Genomic DNA, 23,801 nt, shown 5'->3' with positions numbered 1-23,801 from the left:
CGCGAGACGGGCAATTCGACGAGCCTCGGCTTCGCGACATGGGACCGGATGCGGATCCCATGTCCGCATCCGTCCGTCATCGAACGTCGATGTCGGCGCATCGGGCTGGAACAGGAGTGCGCCCTCTCCCCGCGGGTGGAAAGAGGGCACGCACCTCGTCATCGCACGGGCCCGGCCGAGGCCGGACCCGAGGGGGCTCGTCCGTTCTACTCCGCCGCGTCCACGTAGAGCTTGCCGCCCTCGGCCTGGAACTCGGCGGATTTCGCCGCCATGCCGGCCTCGCGTTCGGCCTGGCTCATGGGGGTGGCCTCGCCGAGAACCTGGCCCGCCGCCTCCATGGCGAGCACCTCGGCGCGGAGATCCTGCGTGATCTTCATCGAGCAGAATTTCGGGCCGCACATGGAGCAGAAGTGCGCCACCTTGTGGGCGTCCTTCGGCATGGTCTCGTCGTGGTAGGCGCGCGCCGTGTCGGGATCGAGGGAGAGGTTGAACTGGTCCTCCCAGCGAAAGTCGAACCGGGCGCGGGAGAGGGCGTCGTCCCGCAGTTGCGCCGCCGGATGGCCCTTGGCGAGGTCGGCGGCGTGGGCGGCGATCTTGTAGGTGATCACGCCTTCCTTCACGTCGTCGCGGTTGGGCAGGCCGAGATGCTCCTTCGGCGTGACGTAGCAGAGCATGGCGCAGCCGAACCAGCCGATCATGGCCGCCCCGATGCCCGACGTGATGTGGTCGTAGCCGGGCGCGATGTCGGTGGTCAGGGGCCCGAGGGTGTAGAACGGCGCCTCGCCGCACTCCTCCAGCTGCTTTTCCATGTTCACCTTGATCTTGTGCATCGGCACGTGGCCGGGGCCCTCGATCATGGTCTGGCAGCCCTTGTCCCAGGCGATCTTCGTCAACTCGCCCAGCGTCTCGAGTTCCGCGAACTGGGCCGCGTCGTTTGCGTCGGCGATGGAGCCGGGGCGCAGGCCGTCGCCCAGCGAGAACGACACGTCGTAGGCCCGCATGATGTCGCAGATCTCGTCGAAGCGCTCGTAGAGGAACGATTCGCGGTGCCCGGCGAGGCACCAGCGCGCCATGATGGAGCCGCCGCGCGAGACGATGCCGGTGACGCGCCGCGCGGTGAGCGGCACGTGGGCGAGGCGCACCCCGGCGTGGATGGTGAAGTAGTCGATGCCCTGCTCGGCCTGCTCGATGAGGGTATCCTTGAACACCTCCCAGTCGAGTTTCAGCGGATCGCCCCCGACCTTCTCCAGGGCCTGGTAGATCGGCACCGTGCCGATCGGGACCGGCGAGTTGCGCACGATCCACGAGCGGATGTTGTGGATGTTGCGGCCGGTGGAGAGGTCCATCACCGTGTCGGCGCCCCAGCGGGTCGCCCAGACCAGCTTCTCGACCTCTTCCGCCGCCGACGAGGTCACGGCCGAGTTGCCGATGTTGGCGTTGATCTTGACGAGGAAGTTCCGGCCGATGGCCATCGGCTCCACCTCGGGGTGGTTGATGTTGGCCGGGATGATGGCCCGGCCGCGCGCGATCTCTTCGCGGACGAATTCGGGGGTGATGAAGGCCGGCAGCGCCGCGCCGAAGCTGTTGCCGTCATTGAGCGCGGCCTGCGCGCCCTCCAGCATCGTCTCGCGGGCGAGGTTCTCACGGTGGGCGACGTAGATCATCTCTTCCGTGATGATCCCGGCCTTCGCGAACTCGTACTGCGTCACCATCTGGCCGGGGCCGGCCTTGCGGATGAGGCGCTGCGCCGGACACGGGGCCACGAGCTTGTCCTCGGGCACGAAGCCGTTGTCCTCGGGCTTGACCGCGCGCGGCGTCACCGTGGCGTAGCCGCGCTTGGCGATCCACGGATCGCGGATCAGCGGCAGGCCGGCGTTGAGGTCGATGTTGGCGTCCGTCTGCGTGTAGGGGCCCGACGGATCGTAGACCCGCACGGGGGCCTCCTTCGGGTCGCTCAGGGTCACCTCGCGGAACGGCACCCGGATGTCGTCATGCCCGGCCACCGCCGCGTAGACCTTGTGCGACCCCATGATCGGGCCAGTGGTCACCGCCTGGGGCGAGCCTTTGGGAAGACCTTGCGGAAGATCGTGGGGGAGATCCTGGGGCAAAACGGGCTTGTTCATCGGGCGTGCTCCTGGCGTGGGAGGCGACCCGGATTCGTCAGGAACAGCATTGGGTGGGGGACACCACGCAATGGCGCGGCGAAAGCATTCCCGTCCCTCCGCCGGTACGAACCGGATCAGGTTCAAGGGTCAGGGCGTCGCGCCCAATCTCAGCTCCCGGTCTCGGAGCCCCCCTCGGAATCGTTCCAAGTTCGACGCCTGCGCCCGATTTGTCAATCGCCGCAGCCGTACACGGGCGTTTCCGCCGAAAGTCCCGCCACGGTCGGTCCGCCGAGTCCTGCGACTCGGCGGCGTCGTCAAAGTCGGTTCGGCGCGGCTGTCGCGCCCATGGTGTTCAGCACTTGCTTCGGCAGAAGTCGCCGGCCTGCTGCGCCGCGATCAGGCATACCTGCTTCCCGGTCGGGTTCGGGATGGCGTTGCACGCCGCTTCGGCCAGGCCCTGGGCGGCATTGCAGGCCAGCGTACAGAAGATCGAATCGAGCTGCTGCGCATCGGCGGTCTGCGTCTTGTCTCCGACGATATTGTGATCCTGCTTGAAGATCTGAGTGATGATCGTACGAATCTTGTCCCGCTCTTCGCCCGTCAGGCCGTTCCAGTCGGAATCATTGACTTCGATGTCCTTGTGATCCCGGTCTCTGCGGCCGGTCCACCCAAGAAATATATAACTTAAGGTTTATCAATCCATCTATTATAAACCCAAGGTAGCATTTTCGTGAGCGGAGTTCCATTGGGACCCCAGGGTCAGCCCAGACCCCGTCCGGGACCGAGCCGTCGACGGATGGAACGAACGCCAAGGTCACGGTTCGAACCTTGCGTTGACGGCAGCGTTGATCCTCCAAACGCGCCTCCGTTCCGGACCGGCGCTGCAACGCGGATCATCACCATGAATCGCATTCTCCTCGCATCGGCCGCCATGGTCGGGGCTCTCATTCTCATTCCCGCCCAGGCCGACGCGCGCGGCGGGGGCGGATTTCGCGGCGGCGGTGGCCATATGGGCGGCTTCGACGGGGGCGGCCGTGGCTTCGGCGGCGGCGGCTTCGCGGGCGTTGGTGGGTTCCGCGGCGGCATGATGGGCGGTGGGCGCGGCGGCTTCGGCGGCCAGGGCCTAGCCGGGCGCGGGTTCGGCGGCGGTCAGGGCTTCGCGGGGCGCGGCTTCGGCGGCGGCCGTGGTCTCGGCGCGACGGCGGCCGGGTTCGGCGGCGGCGCGGCGCTTGGCGGGTATCGTGGCGGCGTCGGCGGGTTCAACCGGGGCGGCTACCGCGGCGGGTTCGCCGATTACCGGAGCGGGCGCGGCTACGGCTACCGCCGCGGCTACGGCGGCCTCGGCCTCGGCGTCGGCCTGGGGCTCGCCGGTGCGGGAATCGGTTACGGCCTCGGCAGCGGCTTCTATGGCGACGATTACTACGGCGGCGGCTACGCCCCGGCCTATTACGGCGGTGGCTACGGTGCCTATGACGGCGGCTATGCGCCGGCCGGCTACGCCGTCGAGACAGAAGTCGCCCCTCAGCGGGACGACGCCTACTGCGTCCGTCGCTTCCGGTCCTACGACCGCCAGTCGGGCACCTATCTCGGCAATGACGGCCAGCGTCACGCCTGCCCGTAGGTGACGCACGATCGAACGAAGAAAGCCCCGGCGCTCACCGCGCCGGGGCTTTCTTCGTTTCAGAAGCCCGCGTTTCAGGAACCCGCGTTTCAGGAGCCCTGGAGACTTTCCGCGAAATCGTCCGGCACCTCGCCGAACTGGGCCAGGATGGCGGCGCTCTCGAGTTCGCCGGTCTCGTCGTCGGCCACCACCCGAATGGCGGCCGTGCCGGGGAAGCGCCCCGCCATGGCCTCCGCCTTCTTGAGGGCGCCGCTCTCCGTGGGCGCCACCTCGCGGTCGCCCGGCACGAGGCGCTTGCGCTTGATCACGAAGGTCTGGACCAGGAACGTCGTCTTGAGGGCCATCACGGTCTCCACCGGGCGGGATCGCCTCCGGACAGGGACGCCGCCTTAGCACGAAACCCGCGCGCGCGCGGCACGCGGACGGTGGTGGGCCCGCCTCACCACAGGCGGATCAGGCGGTATCCCGCCACCACGTCGGCGGGGTCGACGCCCATCAGGGTGGTGAGCCGCAGGCTCGTCCGGAACAGAAGCCGGCTGAAGGCGCCGGAGAACAGGAACAGCACCGTCAGCACGAGGCCGGCATGGCGGGCACCCGCATCGCCCACGGCCTGCCATGCGGCGGGCACCCACGGCCGCACGGCGGCGTAGCCGTCGAGGCCCGGGATCGGCACGAGGTTGAGGACGAGGGCCATCCCTTGGAACAGGGCCGAGACGGCGAGCACCGCCCGCAGGGTGTCCGAGTCCGGGCTCGCCAGATGATAGAGCAGCACGAAGCCGAGCAGCGCCGCGCCCGTCATGGCCGGTCCCGCGAGGGCGACGGCGCTCGGCCACAGGCGGCCGCGCAGGGCCGACAGGTCGATGCGGACCGCCCCGCCGGGGAAGCCGATGCCGCCGAGGATCGTGAACAGGACCGGCAGCACCAGGGTGGTGACGGGATCGGCGTAGCGGCGCGGATCGAGGGTGAGGGTGCCGGCCTGTTCTACGCTGGCATCGCCGCCCCGCCAAGCCGCGTAGGCGTGGCCGAACTCGTGCAGGCACAGGCTCAAGATCCAGCCCGACAGCACGAAGGCGAACCCGGCGCCCGATCCGGCGATCCAGCCGACGCCGATGGCGAAGCCGAGCCCGCTGACCAGGAGCACGATGAGGAGGAAATTGGCGCTGGCGCCGGGGCCGGTCCGGCCGAGGCTGTCCCGCGACGTGGTCTGCTGCATTCCGTTCCCCACGCCGCCCGCGATCCGTGACTCATCCGCCCCGCCATCGCGCGACGCAACATCGCTGGTGACACCGGGATGTCCAGTCCCCACCTTGCAGGGAGTTTCTTCCTCCGCCGCACCACCCGGCACGCCGGACTTCCATGCGACTTCTCCTGCTCAGCGTCCTCCTCGGCGGCCTCGGCCTCTGCGCCGCCATCCTGGGGGTGCTGGCGGTGTTCCAGCGCCACCTCATCTATCCGGGCGCGTTCTTCCCTCGGCCGGCGGAGGCCGAGGCGCGTCTCGCGCCCCCGGGCACCACGGCCCTCACCCTGACGACCCCGGACGGGGAGCGCCTCATCGGGTTCTGGCGCCCGCCCGCCCCCGGCTGCGGCGTGGTGCTGAGCTTCCACGGCAACGCCTCGGCACCCGAGCCCCTGGCACAGCGCTTCGGCGAGGGGCCGTGGGCGGGCTGGGGCGTGCTCGCCATCGCGTATCGGGGGTATCCGGGCTCGACAGGGCATCCGAGCGAGGACGGCCTCGTCATGGATGGTCTCGCCGCCCACGCGGCCGTGGCGGACCGGGCGCCGGGGGCGCCGATCCTGCTTCACGGCCACTCCCTGGGGGCCGCCGTGGCGGTGGCGGTGGGGGCCCGCGCGCCCCATCTCGGCCTCTACCTCGAAGCGCCGTTCGATTCGCTCCATCACCTCGTCGGCCTGCGCTATCCCTTCGTGCCGCGTCTGTTCCTGTTGGACACCTACCGCTCGGACCTGCGCGTCGCGGACACCACCGGCCCGGTCTTCGTGGTGCACGGCCTGCAGGACGGGGTGATCCCGGTGAAGCTCGCCCGGCGCCTCGCGACCCTCGCGGGCCCGCGCGGGCATCTCGAAGCGATCCCCGGCAATCACGTCTCGATCCTGGGCGCGCGCGACGCGGCGGCGCGGGCCGTGTTCCAGCCGCTCATCCCCGGCGACGCGTGCCACGCGACAGCCGCCGCGACCCCCTGAGAGGACGCATATGGGACGACGCGAACGGCGCTGGCAGGCGGACGATCCCTCCACCCACGGGCCGCCCGTCCGCGCGCCGGTGATCTGCCCCCTGTGCGAGCGGCCGATCCCGCCCCGCGCCAAGTCGAGCCTGCATCACCTCACGCCGAAGCTGAAGGGCGGGGCCAAGGCCGGCACCGTGCGCCTGCACCAGATCTGCCATTCGGCGATCCACGCCCGCTACAGCGAGGCCGAGATCGCCCGGCGCCTCGCCGATACGGACGCGCTGCGCCAGGACCCCGAGATGGCCCGCTTCCTCGCCTGGGTGCGGACGAAGCCCGATGATTTCCACGCGGCCACTCGCCTGACCCGCACCCGCAAGTCCGCCCGGCGCGAACCGTCCTGACCGGGTTTCGGGGATTCTCTTAACCCGGCCTTCGCCACGATCTGAGGCGCCCAGAGGCGTCGCCGCCGCCGGTATCCGGGCCTTTACGAATGCGGCGGGAGGATCGCACCGATTTGCTGGGAGCGCGCGGGGCTATGGAGCAGGGGGCAGGTGCCGGGCGGCTCGCCTGGGTCGATGTCGCCAAGGGGCTGTGCATCGTCCTCGTGGTGATGATGCATTCCACCCTGGGCACCGGCGAGGCCATGACGCCGCCGGATCTGGCCGCGGCGGGACTCGCGAGCGAGGGCTTCCTCCACCACGTGGTGGCCTTCGCGAAACCGTTCCGCATCCCGGATTTCTTCCTGCTGTCGGGCCTGTTCCTCGGGCGGGTGATCGACCGGGACTGGCGCCTGTTCGCCGACCGCCGGGTGGTGCACTTCGCCTACTTCTACCTCCTGTGGGTGGTGATCCAGTCCCTCGCCAAGTACGGCGCCATCACCGAGGGGGCGGGTCCGGGCACCTTCGCGCAGCACCTCGCCCTGGCCCTCGTGGAGCCGTACTCGACCCTGTGGTTCATCTACCTGCTGGCGGTGTTCTCCGTGGTGACGAAGCTGCTGCGGCGGGTGCCGTGGCCCCTGCTCCTCGGGGCCGCCGCCGCCCTGCAGGTCGTGCCGGTGCACACGGAGAGTTACCTCCTGGAGGAGTTCTGTTCGCGCTACGTCTGGTTCGTCGTCGGCTACTTGTTCGCCGAGCGGATCTTCGGGTTCGCCGCCCGGGTGCGGGCCCATCCGCGCGCAGCCCTCGCCGGTCTCGGGCTCTGGGCCCTGGTCGAGGGCGTGCTGGTCTTCACGCCCTCGGGCGGCACCGCTCACCCGACCCTCGCGAGCCTGCCCGGCCTGAGCCTCGTCCTGGGCGGCGTCGGGGCGCTCGCCATCGTGGCCGGCGCGTCGCTCCTGACCCTGGCCGGTGGTCCGGTGACGGCGGCCCTGCGCGCCTGCGGCAGCCGCTCCATCGCCATCTATCTCGGGTTCTTCCTGCCCATGGCGCTCACCCGCACCCTCATCGTCAAGACCGGGGCGATCACCGATGTGGGCTGGGCCAGCCTCGTCGTCACCCTCGTCGCCGTGCTGGTGCCCCTCGGCCTCGAGCGCCTGGTCCGGCACACCCGGCTGTCGTTCCTCTTCCGCCGCCCGGCCGCCTTCCACATCGTGGCCGAGCGCGCACCGGTCCGGTCGGGGCTGGCGCCTCAGGCGGCGGCCTGACGGGGCATCGCGATCAGGTCGAGGAAGTTGCCGATCTCGCGGCGACGGTCGGCGTCCTGCAGGATCTGCGCGTCGAGGCGGTGGCGGGCGAGGATGTCCGGATGCCCGGCGCGGTCGGCGTGGAGGCGGGTGAGGTCGTCGGCGAAGGCCGCCACCGCCGCCTCGTCGGCGCACTGGCCGTCCGCGATCATCTCCGCTGCGCTCATCCGCAGCATGATGCCGAGGACGTCGAGGTCGGTCTCGGGGTGGTACTGCGTGCCCCAGAACACGCCCGGCCCGTGCGCGATGGCGATGGCCTGGATCGAGCAGGCGTTGCTGGCGAGCAGGGTGGCGTGGGCGGGCAGCCGCAGCACGGCGTCGCCGTGCACCGCCGGGGCGTCGAAGCGGTCGGGCCGGCCGGCGAGCAGCGGGTGGGCGCGCCCGGCCGGGGTCGGCGCGAGGTCGCGGGCGAAGCCGTACTCGCCGCCCTTCGGGTTGGGTCCGGCCTCGCCCCCCGTCGCCACGGCGGCGACCTGCATGCCCCAGCACGAGCCGAAGACCGGAAGGCCGGCGGCCAGAGCCGCCCGCATGAGGTCGATCTGGCGGGTCACCGCCGGGGAGCCGTCGGCGAGCTTGAGGGTCGAGCCCGTCATCACGAGACCGGAATAGGCGGAGAGTTCCGTGCCCTCGGGCAGGGCCGCATCGGCATCGGCCGGGCTGACGAGCGTACAGGTGCAGGCCGCCCCGCCGCGCGCCCGGGCGATCTCGCCGAGGATCGCCGCGTAGGATTCGGCCGAGGTCGACCCGGTGGCGTCGGTGTGCCGGGCACGGCCGTCGCGGTCGTTGCCGTCGGCGACGAGGAGGTTGAGCATCGCGGGGTCCTGGCCGGAAGGACACGGAAAACGGCGCGCGGGCCGGGCCGTTCCGGTTCGGGGACCGGGCGCGTCGCCGCACGCCCGAGCGGACCCGGGGGGCAACCGTCGCCATTCCGGCAGCGCTAAGGAACCCTTAAACCCGCCGTATTTACCGTGCGGAACCGGGGCACGCCCACGGGTGGGATTGTTCGGGACTGAAGCGGGGCGCATGGCGAAGGGACGCGGACGCGACGGGCGGGGTGAGCCGAACTTCGACGTGCCCGAGGGGCGCGCGTCGGACCCGGCCAGCCTCGACCTGCGCCTGTCGCGGGCCGATCGCGCAGGGGGCGGCGTGGCACGACGGGCAACCGAGACCAAGGGACGGCGCGCCGAGGCACCGGAGCGCGCCGCGGCGCCCGCGAAGGCGCGCCCGCGAAAAGCCCGGCGGCGCTCGCTGCTCGGCCGCTTCGTCTATGCGGGCGTGGTGCTCGGCCTGTGGTCCTGCATCGGCATCGCCGGGCTCGTGGCCTACCACGCCTCGCAGCTGCCCCCCATCGACCAGCTGGCGGTGCCCAAGCGCCCGCCCAACATCGCGATCCTGGCGAGCGACGGCTCGCTGCTCGCCAACCGGGGCGAGACCGGCGGCCGGGTGGTGGGCATCAAGGAATTGCCGCCGTACCTGCCGCGCGCGTTCGTCGCCATCGAGGACCGGCGCTTCTACGCGCATTTCGGCGTCGATCCCGTGGGCATCGCCCGGGCGATGGCCCAGAACATCACCCGCCGGGGCGTGTCGCAGGGCGGGTCGACCCTGACGCAGCAGCTCGCCAAGAACCTGTTCCTGACCCCCGAGCGCTCGGCCTCGCGAAAGATCCAGGAGGCGATCCTGGCCCTGTGGCTGGAGCACAAATACACCAAGGACGAGATCCTCGAACTCTACCTGAACAGGGTCTATTTCGGCGCCGGCGCCTACGGCGTCGAGGCGGCGGCGCAGCGCTACTTCGGCAAGCCCGCCAAGGCCGTGACGCTGGCGGAGGCCGCGATGCTCGGCGGCCTCGTCCAGGCGCCGTCGCGACTGGCGCCGAACCGCAACCTGCCCGCCGCCCAGGCCCGTGCCGCCCAGGTGCTCGCCGCCATGGAGGATCTCGGGTTCGCCAAGCCCGCGGACGTGAAGGCGGCGCTGGCGCAACCGGCCCGGCCGGCGGGCGCGCGGGGCGGCGGTTCGGCCAATTACGTCGCCGACCTCGTCATGGACGTGCTCGACGACTTCCTGCCGAAGTTCGAATCCGACATCGTGATCGCCACCACCGTCGACACCACCCTGCAGGCGGCGGGCGAGAAGGCCCTGGTGGACGAGCTCAACCTCAAGGGCGCGAAGTTCAACGTCGGCCAGGGCGCCCTGGTCTCCCTGCGGCCGGATGGGGCGATCCGCGCCCTGGTGGGCGGGCGGGACTACGCCCAGAGCCAGTTCAACCGCGCCACCACGGCCAAGCGCCAGCCGGGCTCGGCCTTCAAGCCGTTCGTCTACCTCGCGGCTTTGGAGCACGGCCTGACCCCCGACACCGTGCGGGAGGACGCGCCGGTCAACATCAAGGGCTGGAACCCCGAGAACTATTCGCGGGACTATCGCGGGCCCGTGACCCTGCGGGACGCCCTGGCGCTCTCCCTCAACACCGTCGCCGTGCGCCTCGGCCAGGAGGTCGGCCCGAGGACCGTGGTGCAGACGGCCCAGCGCCTCGGCATCGCGTCGCCGCTCCAGGCCAACGGCTCCATCGCGCTCGGCACCTCGGAGGTGACGCCGCTGGAACTCGTGGGCGCCTATGCGACCTTCGCCAACGGCGGCACGGGCGTGATCCCGTACGTCATCGCCAGCGTGAAGGCGGCCGACGGCAAGGTTCTCTACAAGCGGAAAGACGGCGGCCTCGGCCGGGTGATCGAGCCGAACGCCGTCTCGATGATGAACGCCATGATGCACGAGACCTTCGTGACCGGCACGGCGAAGAAAGCCGAGGTGCCGGGCTGGGATCTCGCCGGCAAGACCGGCACCAGCCAGGACTTTCGCGATGCCTGGTTCGTCGGGTACTCCGCCACCCTGGTGACGGGGGTCTGGCTCGGCAACGACGACGGCGAGTCGACCAAGAAGGTCTCGGGCGGCAACCTGCCGGGCGAAGTCTGGAAGGCCTTCATGACCACGGCGCTCAAGGGGCAGACGCCGGTGATGCTGCCCGGTGCCAAGAGCTGGCGCAACCGCGCCCCCGCCGAGGCCCCGGCCACCACGGGCGCCACCGGGGGACCGGGCGGCGTCCTCGGCGCCCTGCTGGGCGAGCCCCAACCCGCCCCGCGCGTCGCCGCCGCCGCCCCGCGTCGCGCCGGCCCGAGCCAGGACGACCGGAACTTCCTCGAGAAGCTGTTCGGGGTCGGGGAGTAGCGGGGGCGTCCGGCACCCTGTCGATGGGGATCACGATAGCGAAGAACCGGCGTCCCCGGGGTGCATTCCATGCGCCCTTTCTCCACCGACCTTACAGCATCGGCAGATGGCGCGGGCGGGGCCCGCGCGGGAACGCGGCGTCGAGGGCGGCGATCTCGGGGGGCGAGAGCACGAGGTCGCCGGCCGTCGCGTTGGCGACGGCGCGCTCGCGCGAGGCGGTCTTGGGGATGGCGAAGACGCCGTCGTGGCGGGTGAGGAAGGCGAGGGCCACGGCATGCGGGGTCGTGGCGTGGGCCTCGGCGATGCCGGCGAGCACCCGGCCGCCCCGGCTGCCGGGATCGGGGAAAGCCCCGCTGCCGAAGGGCGAGTAGGCCACCAGGGCGACGCCGTTGCGCCGGCACCACGGCGCGACGGCGTGTTCGATGGCGCGCTCCTGCAGGTGATACAGCACCTGGTTGCACGCGATGGCCCCGGGGCCCGCGAGGTGCAGCACCGCATCGAGGCCGTCCACGTCGAAGTTGCTCAGGCCCCAGGACAGGATCTTGCCGCTCGCCTTCAGGGTCTCGAACCCCGCGATCGTCTCCTCCAGGGGGTGGGAGCCCGGCCAGTGCAGGAGATAGCCGTCGAGGCGGTCGGTGCCGAGCCGCTGGAGAGAGCGCTCGCAGGCCGCGATGGTGCCGGCGCGCGAGGCGTTCGACGGCAGCACCTTGGAGACGAGGAACACGGTCTCGCGCCGGCCCGCGATGGCTTCGGCGACGAGGGGCTCGGCGTCGCCGTACATCTCGGCGGTGTCGATATGGGTCATGCCGGCATCGAGCCCGGCGCGAAGGGCGGCCAGTGCCTGGGCGCGGTCGTCGTCGTCGAGGCGCCAGGTGCCCTGGCCGATCACCGCCACGTCGCGGCCCGTGCCGCCGAACCCGCGTTGCCTCATCGTCCCGACCTTTCCCCGTTGCGTCCATTCCCAACGCGGCCGGGCGGCATTCGACGCAGCCGAGGCGGCGCGGCCATACTGGCGCCATCATGCGACGGTGTGCAGGGGGCGTACGGTTCCGCTTCGACAGCGCCGCCCGCGTGGCGCCGGCACCATCGCGAGGGATGTCCCGTGGGCAGTGCCGCTCCGTTCCCGTCCCGCGCCGAATCCCGCCACACCTCCCGCATCCCGGATCACGCCTGATGCTGCCGCAGCACCGCTGGTTCTGGGTTCTCATCCTCGTTGCCTGCGGCGGGGCGGGCCTGCTCTACAACGTCCTGTTCGCCGGTGGCGCGACGCCGCTCGCCGGGCTCGCCTACGGCCTGTGCGTCGGCGCCACCACCCTGGCCTTCGACCGGGGCCTGATCCTCGGCGGACTCCAGGTGCGGATGCGGCGGTTGCCGGCGAAATTCTACGTGCCGGCCGCCGAACTCGCCTACGTGCTCATGATCGCCGCCGGCATCGCCCTAGGCGGCCTCGTGGTCTGGTCGCTCGGGCTCACCGACGACGATCTCTCCCATGCGATCAAGATCACCCCCCGGGTGCTGGCCTACAGCCTCGCCGTCTCGGCGCTCCTCGTCTTCGTGATCCGGATGCGCGACCTCATCGGCGGCGAGGTGTTCGTGAACTTCCTCGTCGGGCGCTACCACCGCCCGGTGCGGGAGGAGCGCATCTTCCTGTTCCTCGACGTCGTCGGCTCGACGGCGTTCGCCGAGACCCACGGCGACCTGACGGCCCAGGCCTATCTCGGCGCCGTCTTCGCCGCCATGGCCGAGCCCGTGCGCCGCAACAGCGGTTCCACGGACGACTACATCGGCGACATGGCGATGATCACCTGGCCCATGGCGCGCGGCCTCAAGAACGCGCGCTGCGTCGCCTGCGTGTTCGACGTGATGGACCGGATCGAGTCGGAGGCCGAGGCGTGGCGGGCGCGATTCGGCACGGTGCCGCGCCTGCGGGCGGCGCTGCACGGCGGCTCCGTGGTCACGGCGGAAGTCGGTGTCGACCGCCACAAGATCGCGTATTTCGGCGACGCCGTGAACGTCACCGCCCGCATCGAATCCCTGTGCCGGCCGCTCGGCACCGAGATCCTCGTGTCGGACGATCTCCTGGCGCGCCTGCCCTACCTGCCGGCCGGCATCGCCGCCCGGTCCCTGGGGGCGCACGCCCTGCGCGGACGCGGCCAGCCCATGAACGTCTCGACCCTGGAACGCATCGTGCCGGTGACGCGGACGGAACCGGTCGTCCTCCCCCGCCGCACGGTGGCGGCCCGATGAGCGACGCGCCGGAGAACGATGCCCCGAAGAACGGAACTTCGGAGAACGGGACTTCGGAGAACGAGGCCCGTACGATCGTGGTCTACATCGATGCCGATGCCTGCCCGGTCAAGGACGAGACCTACCGGGTGGCGGGGCGCCACGGCCTCACCGTGGTGGTGGTCGCCAACAGCTTCCTGCAGGTGCCGCGGGAACCCTGGATCGAGCGCGTGGTGGTGAGCGACAAGTTCGACGCCGCCGACGACTGGATCGCCGAGCGGGCGCGGCCCGGCGCCATCGTGGTCACGGCCGACGTGCCGCTCGCCGCCCGGTGCGTGAAGGCCGGCGCCGAGGTGATCGCGCCGACGGGAAAGCCGTTCAGCGAGAACTCCGTCGGCATGGCGCTCGCCACCCGCAACCTGATGCAGGATCTGCGAGAGGCCGGCGCCATCACGGGCGGCCCGAAGCCGTTCGCGGCCCGCGACCGCTCGGCCTATCTCGGCACCCTCGACCGCGTCGTGATGCGGCTGAAGCGCGGCGGGTTCGGCCAGGGCCCGGCGTCGGCCTAAAGAGGCCGAAGGCAGCCTTCACAAGCCGACGGTAACCTAAGAGGCCGACGGCAACCCTCAGAGACCGACGGCGGCCTTGAGGGCGGCGTTGACGCGGTCCTGCCAGCCGGGGCCGTCCTTCTGGAAGTGCTCCAGCACGGCGCGGTCGAGGCGCAGGGTCACCATCTCGCGCGCACCCGGCACGGCCGGGCCTGCCTGGGACGTCGGGGCGGGGCGGGCCGGTGCGGCGGGCGCCGCCTCGGGGGCCTTGGTGGTCGCGGCCTTGAAGGCGGCCTCGGCCGCCTGACGGGGGTCGCTCGGACGACGGGAGCGCTCGAATGCCATGGGTCGATCCTCCGACGCGGGTCTCAGGACGAGCGCTTGCGCTTCGGCGGCGCGGCGGCGGCCGCCGCGGCCTTGGCTTCCGCGTCCGCGGCTTCCTTGGCGAGGCGCAGGGCGCGCAGTTTGACGGTGCGCTCGTCGACGGCTTTGACGGAGGCGATATGCTCGGCCATGGCCTCGGCGCCTTCCTTGGCCATCCGCTCGGCCCGCTCGGCACGCTCTTCGGATCGGGTCCGGGCGTCGGTCTCGTCGCTCATTGCATTCCTATCCTCGACCCCTCCTGAAGGATCGCGCACGGCTGCGAGGGCGGGCCGCAGCGCGAGGAACGCGCGCGGCTCTGCGACCGTCGAGGCCACGACACGCACCGGATGGACCGCGCATGGGCGACGGTCGCGCGGCGGAGGGGCTAGTCCACACACCTTCGCGCGGATCGGCTTCAGGCGGGATGGTTCCGTTTAGCACGGTGCGGCCGGAAAAGGCCAATGGTCCCGGTGCTTATCCGCACTTAAACCGCACGTTCGGCGACGAAAACAGGACGAATCTGCGTGATCCGCCCGCCCTTTCGCGCTTCCCGGTCTGCGGCAGGCGCGGCCGGGCACGGGCCGCGCCTGCCGCTCGACCGGGGGCGTCCCGGTCAGAACAGCGAGATGAGGACGATGCCCGCCACCATCAGGGCGGCGCCGCCGAGCCGCGACGGCCCGGCCTTGACCTGGCGCATGCCGACCCAGCCGAAATGATCGAGGGCCACCGAGGTCAGGAGATTCGCCGTGATGAGCAGGCCGTTGAAGGCGCCGGCCCCCACCTTGTCGACGAACAGCAGGCCGCCGAACACCGCCACCGCGCCGGTGATGCCGGCGAGCGGCATCCACCAGCGCACGCCGGCGACGTCCTCCCGGGTCGGCAGAGGGGTGGGCCGCAGCAGGAAGACGAGGGCGAACACGAACACCACGGGCAGGAACGACACCGTCGCGGCGAGCCACGGGTTCACGAGGGCGCCGCGCAGCCCGGCGTTCCAGACGACGCCCACCGCCTGCAGGATGCCGGCGCCGACGATGAAGGGATAGAGCAGCTTCGGGTTGAGGCCGTGCCCCTCGGCCTTGCCGCCTTCCTTGTCCGCCGTGGTGCGGGCGATGAACACGACGCCCACCGCCATCAGCAGCCCGCCGAGCCAAGGCATCACCTTGAACCCGCCGGCCTGGAGCCCGAACAGCCCGAACGCGTCCATGGCCAGCGACGCCAGGATGTTGGCCGTCAGCGTCAGGCCGTTGAAGGGGCCCGCCCCGACCTTGTCGATGAAGGCGAGGCCGCCGAACACCGCCACCGCGCCGGCGACGCCGCCGAGCGGCGCGTACCAGGGCATCTTACCGAGGGTCTCGAGGGTCGGGAGCGGCGTCGGCATCACGAGGAACAGGGTCGCGAACACGAACACGATGGGCAGGAACGACACCGTGGCGGCGAGCCACGGGTTCACCAGCCGGCCGCGCAGCTGCGCGTTCATGGAATTGCCGAGCGCCTGGAGGACGCCCGCGAAGAGGATGAAGGGATAGAGGAGGGCGGGGTTCACGGGCGGCCTTGGGGCGGGAGTTCGAGGAAGCGGAAGGCGGTCGGACGAGCCGAGGCCGTCCCACAGGACGCAGGCCATCAGACGAGCAGGAGGCCCGCGAGCGCCAGGATCAGGGCCGGCGGCATCACCAGCAGGCCGAGCTTGAGGAAGCGCCAGAAGCTCACGTCCTGGCCCTCGCGGCGGATGGCGGTGAGCCACAGGATGGTGGCGAGCGACCCCGTGACGGAGAGGTTCGGGCCGATGTCGATGCCGATGAGGATGGCGCCGGCGATCCGCTCGGACACGTCCGCCGCCTGGACCGCAGCCCCCGCGATGAGGCCGGCGGGCAGGTTGTTGACGACGTTGGACAGCACGCCGACGAAGAGGCCGCCGCCCCAGGCCGCCTGTCCGGGCGAGGCCTCGGCCACCGCCTTCAGCCAGGCGACGATCATCGCCAGCACGCCGGTCTTTTCCAGGGATTCGACGAGGATGAACAGGCCGGCCACCAGGGGCAGCACGCTCCACGACACGTCCTTCACCACGTCGACGGCGCCGCCGCGCTTGATGGCCAGCACCACCAGGGTGGTGGCGAGGCCGGCGCAGAAGGTCGGCAGGCCGAGTTCCAGGCCGTAGGCGGAGGCGGCGAGCAGGACGCCCGCCGTGGCGACGATGCCGGCGCCCGCGACCTTGCCGGTGCCCGACAGCCGCACCGCCTCGACGTCCCGCGCCACGGTCTGCGCCTTGAGCGCCGCGTTCTGGGTCAGGCGCAGGACCGCGTAGGTGGCGAGGATCGCCAGGGCCGACGGCAGGGCGAACCGGGCGAGCCACTGCATCAGCGGCGGCATGTGGGTGGCGTAGACGACGAGGTTGGCCGGGTTCGAGATCGGCAGGACGAAGCTCGCCGCGTTGGCGATGAAGGCGCAGATGAACAGGTAGGGCAGAGGGTTCTCGACCCGGGCCGCCTTTGTGGCGGCGTAGACCGCCGGGGTCAGCACCACCGCGCAGGCGTCGTTGGAGAGGAACACCGTCACCACGGTGCCGACGAGGTAGACCAGGAGGAACAGCCGGGTGGCCGAACCCCCGGCGGCCCGCACCGCGATCCTCGCCAGCCAGTCGAACAGTCCCTCCTGCCGGGCGACCTCCGAGATCAGCATCATGCCGACGAGGAAGAGGTAGACGTCGGTGCCCTTGCGTGCGCCCTCCCAGGCGGTCTCCGGCGAGATCAGGCCGAGCAGCACGAGGGCGGCGGCCCCCAGCACCGCCCAGACGGCCTCGGGCCACGCGAACGGACGCACGATCACCCCGAGGGTGGCGAGCCCGGCGATGATCCAGGTGGCGAGATGGGGCGTCATCGGTAGAGCGAACATGATCGGGCTGGTCCGTCGAGGCACTGGGAGGCGGCGTGGGGGTCGGGCGGGTGCCTACCAGGGCCGGCCGTTGCGGTTGGGACCGAGCTGCGTGCCGAGGATCCCCTTCTCGGGCCAGGCGCCGACGGCGTCGGCATCGCTGCCGAGGCCCTTCGAGACCGGGATGCCGGCCGCATCCCGGGCGGGCTCGACGGCATCCTCGTCCGTGCCGCCGGCCGCGTCCTCCGCCCGCACCACGAGGCGGCGGGCGTGGTGGGGGAAGGCGATGCGGGCCCGGTAGCGCCGGTCGCCCTCGGCCCGAACCATCGCCTGCCAGGGACCGCCGTCGACGCTGACGCTGCAGGCGGCGACTGGGGCCGCGCCGAGGACGAGGGCGCGGACCTCGAGGGTCTCGCCGACGATGTGCTCGGGATGCGCCGCGTCGTGCGCGAGGCGGCGGTCGGCCGGGGCGGTGACGAGGACGAACGGCCAGGGCCGGGCCAGGTCCTTGAAGCGCCAGCTCACCACGCCCCGGTCGATGGCGGCGACGGCGTAGCCCACGGGGCCTTCTTCGATCTGTCCGGTCGAACGGGTGGCGGCGAACACCGTTCGACCGTCGTTGGCGAGCTCGTTGTAGTGGGTGTGGCCCATCTCGACGAGGCGGACCCGCCCGTTCGAGACGAGGTGCGCCACGCGCTCCGCCTCGCCGTCGCCCGCGAGGTCGGCCGGGTAGGTGTGCATGAACAGGGCGCAGTCGCGGGCCTCCCGATCGGCCTGCACCAGTTCGTGCTCCAGCCAGGCGAGCTGCGCTTCGCCGAGGCGGAAGTCGGGTCCGCCGGAACCGGGGCCGCTCATGTCGAGGAACAGGCAGCGGAGGCCCGACACGTCGATGGCGTAGGGCAGGGGCCGCGCGTCGAGGCCGGCATGGAACGCGTCGAGGCTGCCGCCCTCGACGTCGTGGTCGCCGGTGATCACGTGGACCGGCAGACGCAGCCGGTCGAGGCCCGCGCGCACGAGGGCGTATTGCGCGGGCGTGCCGTTGTCGGCGTTGTCGCCCGGCAGGTAGACGAAATCGAGCCCGTCGGCGGCGTTGATCTGGTCCACGATGGCGGTGAAGTCGCGGGCGTTGGGCGCGTCCGCTTCGGTGAGGTGCAGGTCGCCGATATGGGCGAAGGCGAGGAGGTCGTCGCGGGCCGACATGGAAACCCGCCTAGACCGCCGCGGCCGGCACGGGCGCCGCGCCCCCGCCGGAGGCGTCGTGGCGGCCGGGCTCGTAGCCGTAGGTCTCCGGCATGGCGAAGAGGTAGAGGGCGAAGCCCGCGGCCGCGATGGCGGCCAGCGCCAGGAAGGCCGTGGAATAGCCCGCCGAGACGATGATGACGCCGGCCAGCGTCGCCGAGAGGGCGGCGCCCAGGCCCTGGGCCGTGGCGACCGCCCCCTGCGAGACGTTGAACCGCCCGGTGCCGCGGGTCAGGTCGGCGACCACGAGGGGGAACAGGGCGCCGTAGATGCCGGCCCCGATGCCGTCGAGGAGCTGGACGCCGACGAGGTAGAACGGGTTGTCCGACAGGGTGTAGAGCACGCCGCGCACCGCGAGCACGCCGAAGGCGGCGAGAAAGATCGGCTTGCGGCCGATGGCGTCGGCCTTGGCGCCGACGAACACCGCCACCGGCACCATCACGAGCTGCGCCGCCACGATGCAGATGGCGATGAGCGAGGTGGCGTTGTCCTTGCCCGAGAGCTTGGTCAGCAGCTGGCCGACGGAGGTCAGCATCGCCGCGTTGGAGAGGTGGAACAGGGCCGCCAACACCGCGAACAGCACGAGGTACTTGTTCTTCAGGAGCGCGGTGAAGCCCGAAGGCTCCTCGCCAGCGGCCTCGGCCTTGCTCGACTTGGCTTTGCCCTCGCCGTGGTCGAGGCCGCGGGCGAGGTCGTCGTCGATGGCGTCGGCCGGCACCATCAGCATGGCGCCGATGCTGCAGAATGCCAGGATCGCCATGAGCCAGAACACCACGATGGGGCCGAAGAAGTAGGCCGTGCCCCCCGCGATGGCCGCCGAGACGGCGTTGCCGGCGTGGTTGAAGCCCTCGTTGCGGCCGATGCGCTTGGCGAACATCTTCGGGCCGACGACGCCGAGCGTGATGGCGGCGAGCGCCGGCGGGAAGATCGCCCCGGCGATGCCGGCCACCGACTGGGTCGCGGCCACGAGGTAGAAGTTCGAGATGAACGGCAGGAGGAGGCAGCTCGCCGTCACCGCGATGGCCCCGGCGATGACCACGGCGCGCTTGGCGCTGGTCCGGTCGATGAGGGCGCCGGCCGGCGTCTGCGCGATGAGGCCGGCGATGCCCGCGATGGTCATGATCAGGCCGGTGGTGGCCTCGTTCCAGCCCTGGTCCGGCCCCCGCACGGCGATGAGGTAGATGGCGAGATACGGCCCGAGGCCGTCGCGCACGTCGGCGAGGAAGAAGTTGAGGGCGTCGAGTCCGCGCAGGGATCGGGCCGAGGGCGTGCGCACGACGGTGCCGCCGGAGGTGTGCGGCTCTGACATGATGAGCCCTTCCTGACGTCGCGGACGTCGTGAGTTCGTCGGGGGGCGGGGCACGGTTCGGCGTGAGGCCGAGCTTGACCAGCGCTCGCAAATCCCGCGGTGACGAATTCGGTTCCGGGGCGGCGGATTAAATTATCGTGTGTTTCGTACACCCGGGAGGCCTGGCCGCGCGCGGCCGGCCCGACTCACGACGACCGGGGCCTGAACCAGCGGCGCGGCGCGGCGCCCGATCCGTCGACGAATTCGAAGTCGTCGGTGCGGTTGAGGGTGTGGAACCGGTGGCCGGGAAAGCCCGCCCCGGCCCGCAGGGTGGTCTCCACGGTCTGGGCATAGCCCGCCATGTCGAGGCGGTCGATGCGGGCCAGCGACAGGGCCTCGCCGTAGCCGCGCCGGCAATCCTGCGCCGGGCGGATCAGGGCGCCGTCGCGCAGGACGATGCGGCCGGCCGGGCGCGCGGCCCCGAAATCGATGAGGACGGGGTTGCGCGGATGCGGTGTCCACGGCCCGCGGAAATCCGGCGCCGACCACAGGTGCAGCGCGTCAGAATAGGCGCCGCGCGCCGCGCGCGGGGGCTCGCCGGGGCCGTGCGCGCGCGCGCTGGCGAACAGCCACCACCGCCCGTTCCGTTCGAGGAGGGTCGCGTCGCTCGCGGTCACGCCGGAGATCAGGGTCGCGTGCTTGATCCAGCCGCTGGGAAACGCGGTGGCCCGGTAGAGGTCGACGGTGCCGTTGTCCCCGCTCTCGGGGATCATCCAATGGGCGCCGTCGCGTTCGAACACGAACGGGTAGGAGAGGTGGTGGGCCTCCTCCAGCACCCGAACGGGCACGCCCTCGGGGCCGTCCGGGCCGAAGGCCACGGCCGAGACGACGCCCTTTCCCGTGGCGTGGGGGTATTCCTCGAGGAACAGGATCGTGCGGCCGCGATGCACCAGGGGGAACGGATCGGCGTAGAAGCGCAGGCCGTCGTCGGGCAGGTCGCGCCAGCCCCCCGGCACCTGGCGCAGATCGACGAGGTCCGGGCCGGCGAGGGGGCGCCAGGCGACGCGCCAATGCGGCGCCCGGTAGCACAGGCGATGCAGGTGCCCCGCCACCGCGCGGGCGAGGAGACCGCCGGCGCGGGCCCCGATGGCGGCGACGGTCAGGTCAGTCGGAGCCGGCGGCTCGGGGATCCGGAGCGACGCGCCGGGCGCGCAACCGCTCTCGCCCAGCGCTTCGTCGATCAGCGCCGCGCGGATCAGGTCGACGGTGCGAATGAGGCCGTCCTCGAACGCGGTGCGCATCACCGTGAGGGATTCGGTGCCGAGGCACCCGGCGGCGACGACGCGCTCCGTCTCCCTCAGGGCGGCGACGGGCGCGCGCCCGGCCAGCAGCGCGGCGAGGAGGGCGGCTTCCCCGCAGGCCCCGTCGAAGGTCAGGCGCCAGATCCGGCGCCCCGGTGCCGGGGCGACGTCGCCGCAGAGGTCGAGGACGAGGCCGGTCGGCCCGAGATCCGGATAGGCCGCGAGGGCGGCGAGCGGAACCGGCGCGGCGGGGCCGCCGCCGGGCAGGCGCCGAAGGCGGGCCTCGACGGCGAACAGCAGGGCGGCGTTGTCCGGCAGGCCGCCCGGTCCCGGCGCGCGGGAGACGGAGAGGTCGAGCCCCGGCAGGGCCGCGAGGGCGTCGAGGAGGCGCAGGTGCCAGCGGCGCGGCGCATGCCCGTCGAGGCGAACACCGACGGTCCGGGCGATCGCGCGCGCCATCGCGGGCTCAGGCCGCGGTCACGGCGAGGGCGGTGCCTTGGGCGGCGCGGTGCCGGGCGAACAGCCGGCCGAGCCGGCCCGCGACCACGTGGGACGCGGCCCGGGCGTGGAGCGTCTCCGGGTCGACGCGCCCCTGGCGGATCGCGTCCCACAGCCGCACGAACCGCTCGGCCAGACGGTCCGCCGCGGCACTGGTATCGGCGCCGCGCTCCACTAGGAAGCCGCCGGTGCCGGCGTCGACGAGGGCCTCCACCGTTTCGAGGGCCTCCGACCCGGCCGGGCGCAGTGCCCCGAAGGGGCGTCCGCCGGCGAGTCCCGCGAGGAGCAGGCCCGGCCTGTCCTGCGAGAACGCGACGGCGAGGCCGGCATGGCACGGGGCCAGGATCCGGGCGATGCCGTCCGCGTCCGCCCCGTCGTGACGCCATGTGATGTCGCGGATGGCCGCAAAACCCGGCCAGGAGTCCGGGTCGCCGGTGCCGACGAGGTGGAGCGCCACCCGGCCTTCGAGGCGGGCGCGCAGGGCCAGGACCGTCGCGACGACCAGGGTGGGGTCCACGCCGGCATCGGGGGTGGCGGCGAACAGGCGGAACACGCCGTCGTCGCAGGCGAAGGGGTGGGCCCGGGGCAGGCATGGCTCGACCGCGCCGTCGAGGGGCTCGACCTTCGGCAGGTCCCCGGGAAACCGCGCGGCCATGCGCCGGGCCACGGCCGGGTCCGCGCACACGATGGCGGTGGCCCAGCGCAGGGCCAGGCGCTCGCCGAGGGTGCGGACGAAGCCGGACGACCGGTCCGAGGCCTCCCCCCGGTCTCCGCCGTGGATCGTCTGGATGGCGGGCAGGCCGAGGAGCCGCGCCAGGGGGGCGAGGCTGAAGCGGTGTAGGTCGGCGGTGGCGGGGCCCGGCCCGAGGGCGCGCCGGATCGCCCGGCGATGGCGCAGGGTGCCGAGCCCGACCCGCAGGGTGAGGCCCGGCCCCGCGGGCGCATCGTCGCCCCGGCTGCGCGCGACGGGGAGGAAGTCGAAGGGCCGCCCGTCGCGTTCGAGGGGCCGGACCACGCCGAGGGCGCAGTCGCCGACGGCGTCGGTGCCGACGAACAGCACCGAGACATCCGCCGGGCGGTGGCGCAGGATCCGGTGGATCCAGCCCGCGACACGGCCGGTCTCCGCACTGCGCGGGTCCATCGTGTCGATGATGCACAGGCGGTGGCGCGGTGGGCCGGTCGGGTCCGGGCCGTCGTCAGGCCCGTGGCCGAGGCCGAGCCTCCGCAGGGCCGGCTCGAGGGTGGTGAGGCTGAAGAGCAGGGCGGCGCAGCGCGCGTAGCGTCCGGTCAGGGCCTTCGGGGCATGCGCCAGCCGCCACAGCCATTCGAGGCGCGCCGTCCTGACGAGGCGCGGCGCCCGTACCTGGGCGCCGGAGAGGAAATCGAGGGCCGCGCCGACGCAGACGAGGCCGAGCCCTGGGTGGCGCATCGCGGCGCGCGCCGCGAACAGCTCCTGCTTCGGCGCACCGAGGGCCACGAAGACGAGGCGCGCGCCCGACGCCGCGATCCGGTCGGCATCCGCGTCGGCCGCCGGCGACAGGGGATCGAAGCCGAAGGGCGGGGCGTGCCAGCCGCGGATGTCGAGGTTCGGGCTCGCCATTCGCAGGACGGCGGCGGCCTCGACCAGGCTCTCCTCGGTGGCGCCGAACAGGTACACGGGCACGCCGTCGGCGGCCGCCGTGGCGCACAGGGGGACGACGAGGTCGGCGCCGGTGGTCACCCGCACGGGGGGCGGGTCCCGGCGGGACGCGCCGCGCCCGGCCAGGAGGGCCACGGGCCAGCCGTCCGCGCTGACGAACGTGGCGGCGCGGTAGGCGTCACGGAAGCCCGCATGGTCGCGCAGCTTGACGAGGTGATCGAGGTTGAGGGTGAAGAACGTGAAGCCGTGCCCCGTGGCGGCGCGCGCCCGCACGGTGGCCACGGCCCCGGCGAGGCTCGCGACGTTGATGAACTGACCGTCCACGGACAGGGGGGCGCTCACACCTCCCGGAGGGGCACTTGCCCCCCCCAGGGGGGCGCCTGTCCCCCCCGGAGGGGAACCTGGTGGTGGCGCGATCGGGGGCATCGTCAGGCTTTCATCGCGGCGGGCGGCCTCGACAGGTTGCGTGGGCGTGGCCTCCGGTTCTGCGTCGAAACCCCGCGAAACGCCAACGATGGGCGTGAAACGATCCATCGGCCCGCCGCCGCGCGCCCGACCGGCGCCGCGGACGATCCCGTTTCGGATCACCGCTCCGGGGCCGCGTACCGCCATGACCCCGCGGGAGGCGCCGGCCTCCGCTGCGCCACGGGGCGCCCCTGCCCCCGGCGAAGCCTCGCCTAGGGCATTGGCGCCGGCGCTGCGGCCGTCCGGTGAGGGAGAAGGGGCACCAGTCGCCCGGATGGTCCGGGGCACCGGTCTGTCGAGGCTCACGTCTCGTGCTCCGTGCGGGGGGCACCCCGTCCCGCTCCGGGGCAAGGGGCGGGTGGGGGCGAGCGGGAACTGCAAGTGCCGCGCCGGCTACCCATGTCCTCCCGACGCCACATGCGGCGTCGGCAACCCATGCCCTCCCGACGCCACATGCAGCGCCGGCCGCGACGGGCGGGCCCCGCCCGGTGTCGTGTGGGCGGTCTGCGGTCTTGCGTTTCGGAACCCGCTTCACGTCGAGGACCTCGGCGAGGGGA

At 72.2% G+C, this 23,801-nt stretch carries 20 protein-coding genes and 1 riboswitch; of the genes, 7 read left to right on the top strand and 13 right to left on the bottom strand.

Going from position 1 to position 23,801, the window contains the following annotated elements; all coding sequences use genetic code 11:
* Positions 1 to 206: 206 nt before the first annotated feature.
* The gene (gene thiC / locus ASG60_RS09730; RefSeq protein WP_056385243.1) at positions 207 to 2,123 is read right to left on the bottom strand and encodes a phosphomethylpyrimidine synthase ThiC; all 1,917 of its coding nucleotides are present in this window, start codon (positions 2,121 to 2,123) and stop codon (positions 207 to 209) included.
* Positions 2,124 to 2,199: 76 nt separating this feature from the next.
* Positions 2,200 to 2,308, bottom strand: a riboswitch (TPP riboswitch).
* A 698-nt stretch (positions 2,309 to 3,006) separates the two neighbouring features.
* Between thiC and ASG60_RS09725 the strand changes: the two genes are divergently transcribed.
* Positions 3,007 to 3,726 (top strand): BA14K family protein, encoded by a 720-nt coding sequence (locus ASG60_RS09725; protein ID WP_056385241.1) that lies wholly within the window; start codon positions 3,007 to 3,009, stop codon positions 3,724 to 3,726.
* Positions 3,727 to 3,815: 89 nt separating this feature from the next.
* Here the strand turns inward: ASG60_RS09725 and ASG60_RS09720 are convergent, their stop codons facing one another.
* Positions 3,816 to 4,070 carry a hypothetical protein gene (locus ASG60_RS09720; protein WP_056260944.1) on the bottom strand — a complete coding sequence of 85 codons (255 nt, stop codon included), beginning with the start codon at positions 4,068 to 4,070 and terminating at the stop codon, positions 3,816 to 3,818.
* 95 nt (positions 4,071 to 4,165) lie between these two features.
* Positions 4,166 to 4,939, bottom strand: coding sequence for a site-2 protease family protein (locus ASG60_RS09715; protein ID WP_056385239.1), 774 nt, complete (start codon positions 4,937 to 4,939; stop codon positions 4,166 to 4,168).
* Between the two features lie 143 nt (positions 4,940 to 5,082).
* Between ASG60_RS09715 and ASG60_RS09710 the strand changes: the two genes are divergently transcribed.
* The 3 genes from ASG60_RS09710 (at position 5,083) to ASG60_RS09700 (ending at position 7,551) form a co-directional block, all read left to right on the top strand.
* Positions 5,083 to 5,925, top strand: coding sequence for an alpha/beta hydrolase (locus ASG60_RS09710; RefSeq protein WP_056385236.1), 843 nt, complete (start codon positions 5,083 to 5,085; stop codon positions 5,923 to 5,925).
* A 10-nt stretch (positions 5,926 to 5,935) separates the two neighbouring features.
* On the top strand, positions 5,936 to 6,310 hold the full coding sequence (locus ASG60_RS09705; RefSeq protein WP_056170534.1) for a hypothetical protein: 375 nt from the start codon (positions 5,936 to 5,938) through the stop codon (positions 6,308 to 6,310).
* 134 nt (positions 6,311 to 6,444) lie between these two features.
* Complete coding sequence (locus tag ASG60_RS09700) at positions 6,445 to 7,551, top strand: acyltransferase family protein (RefSeq protein ID WP_056385233.1); 1,107 nt, start codon at positions 6,445 to 6,447, stop codon at positions 7,549 to 7,551.
* Here the strand turns inward: ASG60_RS09700 and ASG60_RS09695 are convergent.
* A complete protein-coding gene (locus ASG60_RS09695) occupies positions 7,536 to 8,402 on the bottom strand; it encodes a type 1 glutamine amidotransferase (protein ID WP_056170528.1) in 867 nt (288 codons plus the stop codon). The genes ASG60_RS09700 and ASG60_RS09695 overlap by 16 nt on opposite strands.
* A gap of 211 nt (positions 8,403 to 8,613) precedes the next feature.
* On the opposite strand from ASG60_RS09695, the gene ASG60_RS09690 reads away from it, so the two are divergent.
* On the top strand, positions 8,614 to 10,809 hold the full coding sequence (locus ASG60_RS09690) for a transglycosylase domain-containing protein (protein ID WP_056385231.1): 2,196 nt from the start codon (positions 8,614 to 8,616) through the stop codon (positions 10,807 to 10,809).
* Positions 10,810 to 10,900: 91 nt separating this feature from the next.
* On the opposite strand, the gene ASG60_RS09685 is transcribed toward ASG60_RS09690, so the two are convergent.
* The gene (locus tag ASG60_RS09685) at positions 10,901 to 11,740 is read right to left on the bottom strand and encodes an aldo/keto reductase (RefSeq protein ID WP_056385229.1); all 840 of its coding nucleotides are present in this window, start codon (positions 11,738 to 11,740) and stop codon (positions 10,901 to 10,903) included.
* A 242-nt stretch (positions 11,741 to 11,982) separates the two neighbouring features.
* On the opposite strand from ASG60_RS09685, the gene ASG60_RS09680 reads away from it, so the two are divergent.
* Together ASG60_RS09680 and ASG60_RS09675 are read left to right on the top strand one after the other, a co-directional pair.
* Complete coding sequence (locus tag ASG60_RS09680; RefSeq protein WP_056170519.1) at positions 11,983 to 13,056, top strand: adenylate/guanylate cyclase domain-containing protein; 1,074 nt, start codon at positions 11,983 to 11,985, stop codon at positions 13,054 to 13,056.
* A complete protein-coding gene (locus tag ASG60_RS09675) occupies positions 13,053 to 13,604 on the top strand; it encodes a YaiI/YqxD family protein (RefSeq protein WP_082502575.1) in 552 nt (183 codons plus the stop codon). The genes ASG60_RS09680 and ASG60_RS09675 overlap by 4 nt, the downstream gene beginning before the upstream one ends.
* Positions 13,605 to 13,661: 57 nt before the next feature.
* Here ASG60_RS09675 and ASG60_RS09670 read toward each other — a convergent pair whose 3' ends face one another.
* The 8 genes from ASG60_RS09670 to ASG60_RS23435 form a co-directional block, all read right to left on the bottom strand.
* Positions 13,662 to 13,928: a BrnA antitoxin family protein gene (locus tag ASG60_RS09670; RefSeq protein ID WP_056304557.1), complete on the bottom strand. Its 267-nt coding sequence runs from the start codon at positions 13,926 to 13,928 to the stop codon at positions 13,662 to 13,664.
* Between the two features lie 23 nt (positions 13,929 to 13,951).
* On the bottom strand, positions 13,952 to 14,182 hold the full coding sequence (locus ASG60_RS09665) for a hypothetical protein (RefSeq protein ID WP_056088527.1): 231 nt from the start codon (positions 14,180 to 14,182) through the stop codon (positions 13,952 to 13,954).
* Between the two features lie 377 nt (positions 14,183 to 14,559).
* Positions 14,560 to 15,489, bottom strand: a complete 930-nt coding sequence (locus tag ASG60_RS09660; protein ID WP_056385227.1) for a DMT family transporter — start codon at positions 15,487 to 15,489, stop codon at positions 14,560 to 14,562.
* Between the two features lie 77 nt (positions 15,490 to 15,566).
* The gene (locus ASG60_RS09655; protein ID WP_056385225.1) at positions 15,567 to 16,835 is read right to left on the bottom strand and encodes an arsenic transporter; all 1,269 of its coding nucleotides are present in this window, start codon (positions 16,833 to 16,835) and stop codon (positions 15,567 to 15,569) included.
* A gap of 54 nt (positions 16,836 to 16,889) precedes the next feature.
* Entirely contained in the window at positions 16,890 to 18,014 is a 1,125-nt protein-coding gene (locus tag ASG60_RS09650; RefSeq protein WP_056385223.1) for a metallophosphoesterase, read from the bottom strand.
* Between the two features lie 10 nt (positions 18,015 to 18,024).
* Complete coding sequence (locus ASG60_RS09645; protein ID WP_056385221.1) at positions 18,025 to 19,362, bottom strand: MFS transporter; 1,338 nt, start codon at positions 19,360 to 19,362, stop codon at positions 18,025 to 18,027.
* Between the two features lie 185 nt (positions 19,363 to 19,547).
* Positions 19,548 to 21,101: a hypothetical protein gene (locus tag ASG60_RS09640; protein WP_056385219.1), complete on the bottom strand. Its 1,554-nt coding sequence runs from the start codon at positions 21,099 to 21,101 to the stop codon at positions 19,548 to 19,550.
* Positions 21,102 to 21,108: 7 nt separating this feature from the next.
* Entirely contained in the window at positions 21,109 to 23,121 is a 2,013-nt protein-coding gene (locus ASG60_RS23435) for a WecB/TagA/CpsF family glycosyltransferase (RefSeq protein ID WP_056385217.1), read from the bottom strand.
* Positions 23,122 to 23,801: the final 680 nt, after the last annotated feature.

Source organism: Methylobacterium sp. Leaf469 (genome assembly GCF_001424745.1).
In the GTDB taxonomy this organism is placed as follows: Bacteria; Pseudomonadota; Alphaproteobacteria; order Rhizobiales; family Beijerinckiaceae; genus Methylobacterium.
Note: the sequence above shows the minus strand (reverse complement) of the source record. Positions and strands in the feature narration are given on the sequence as shown.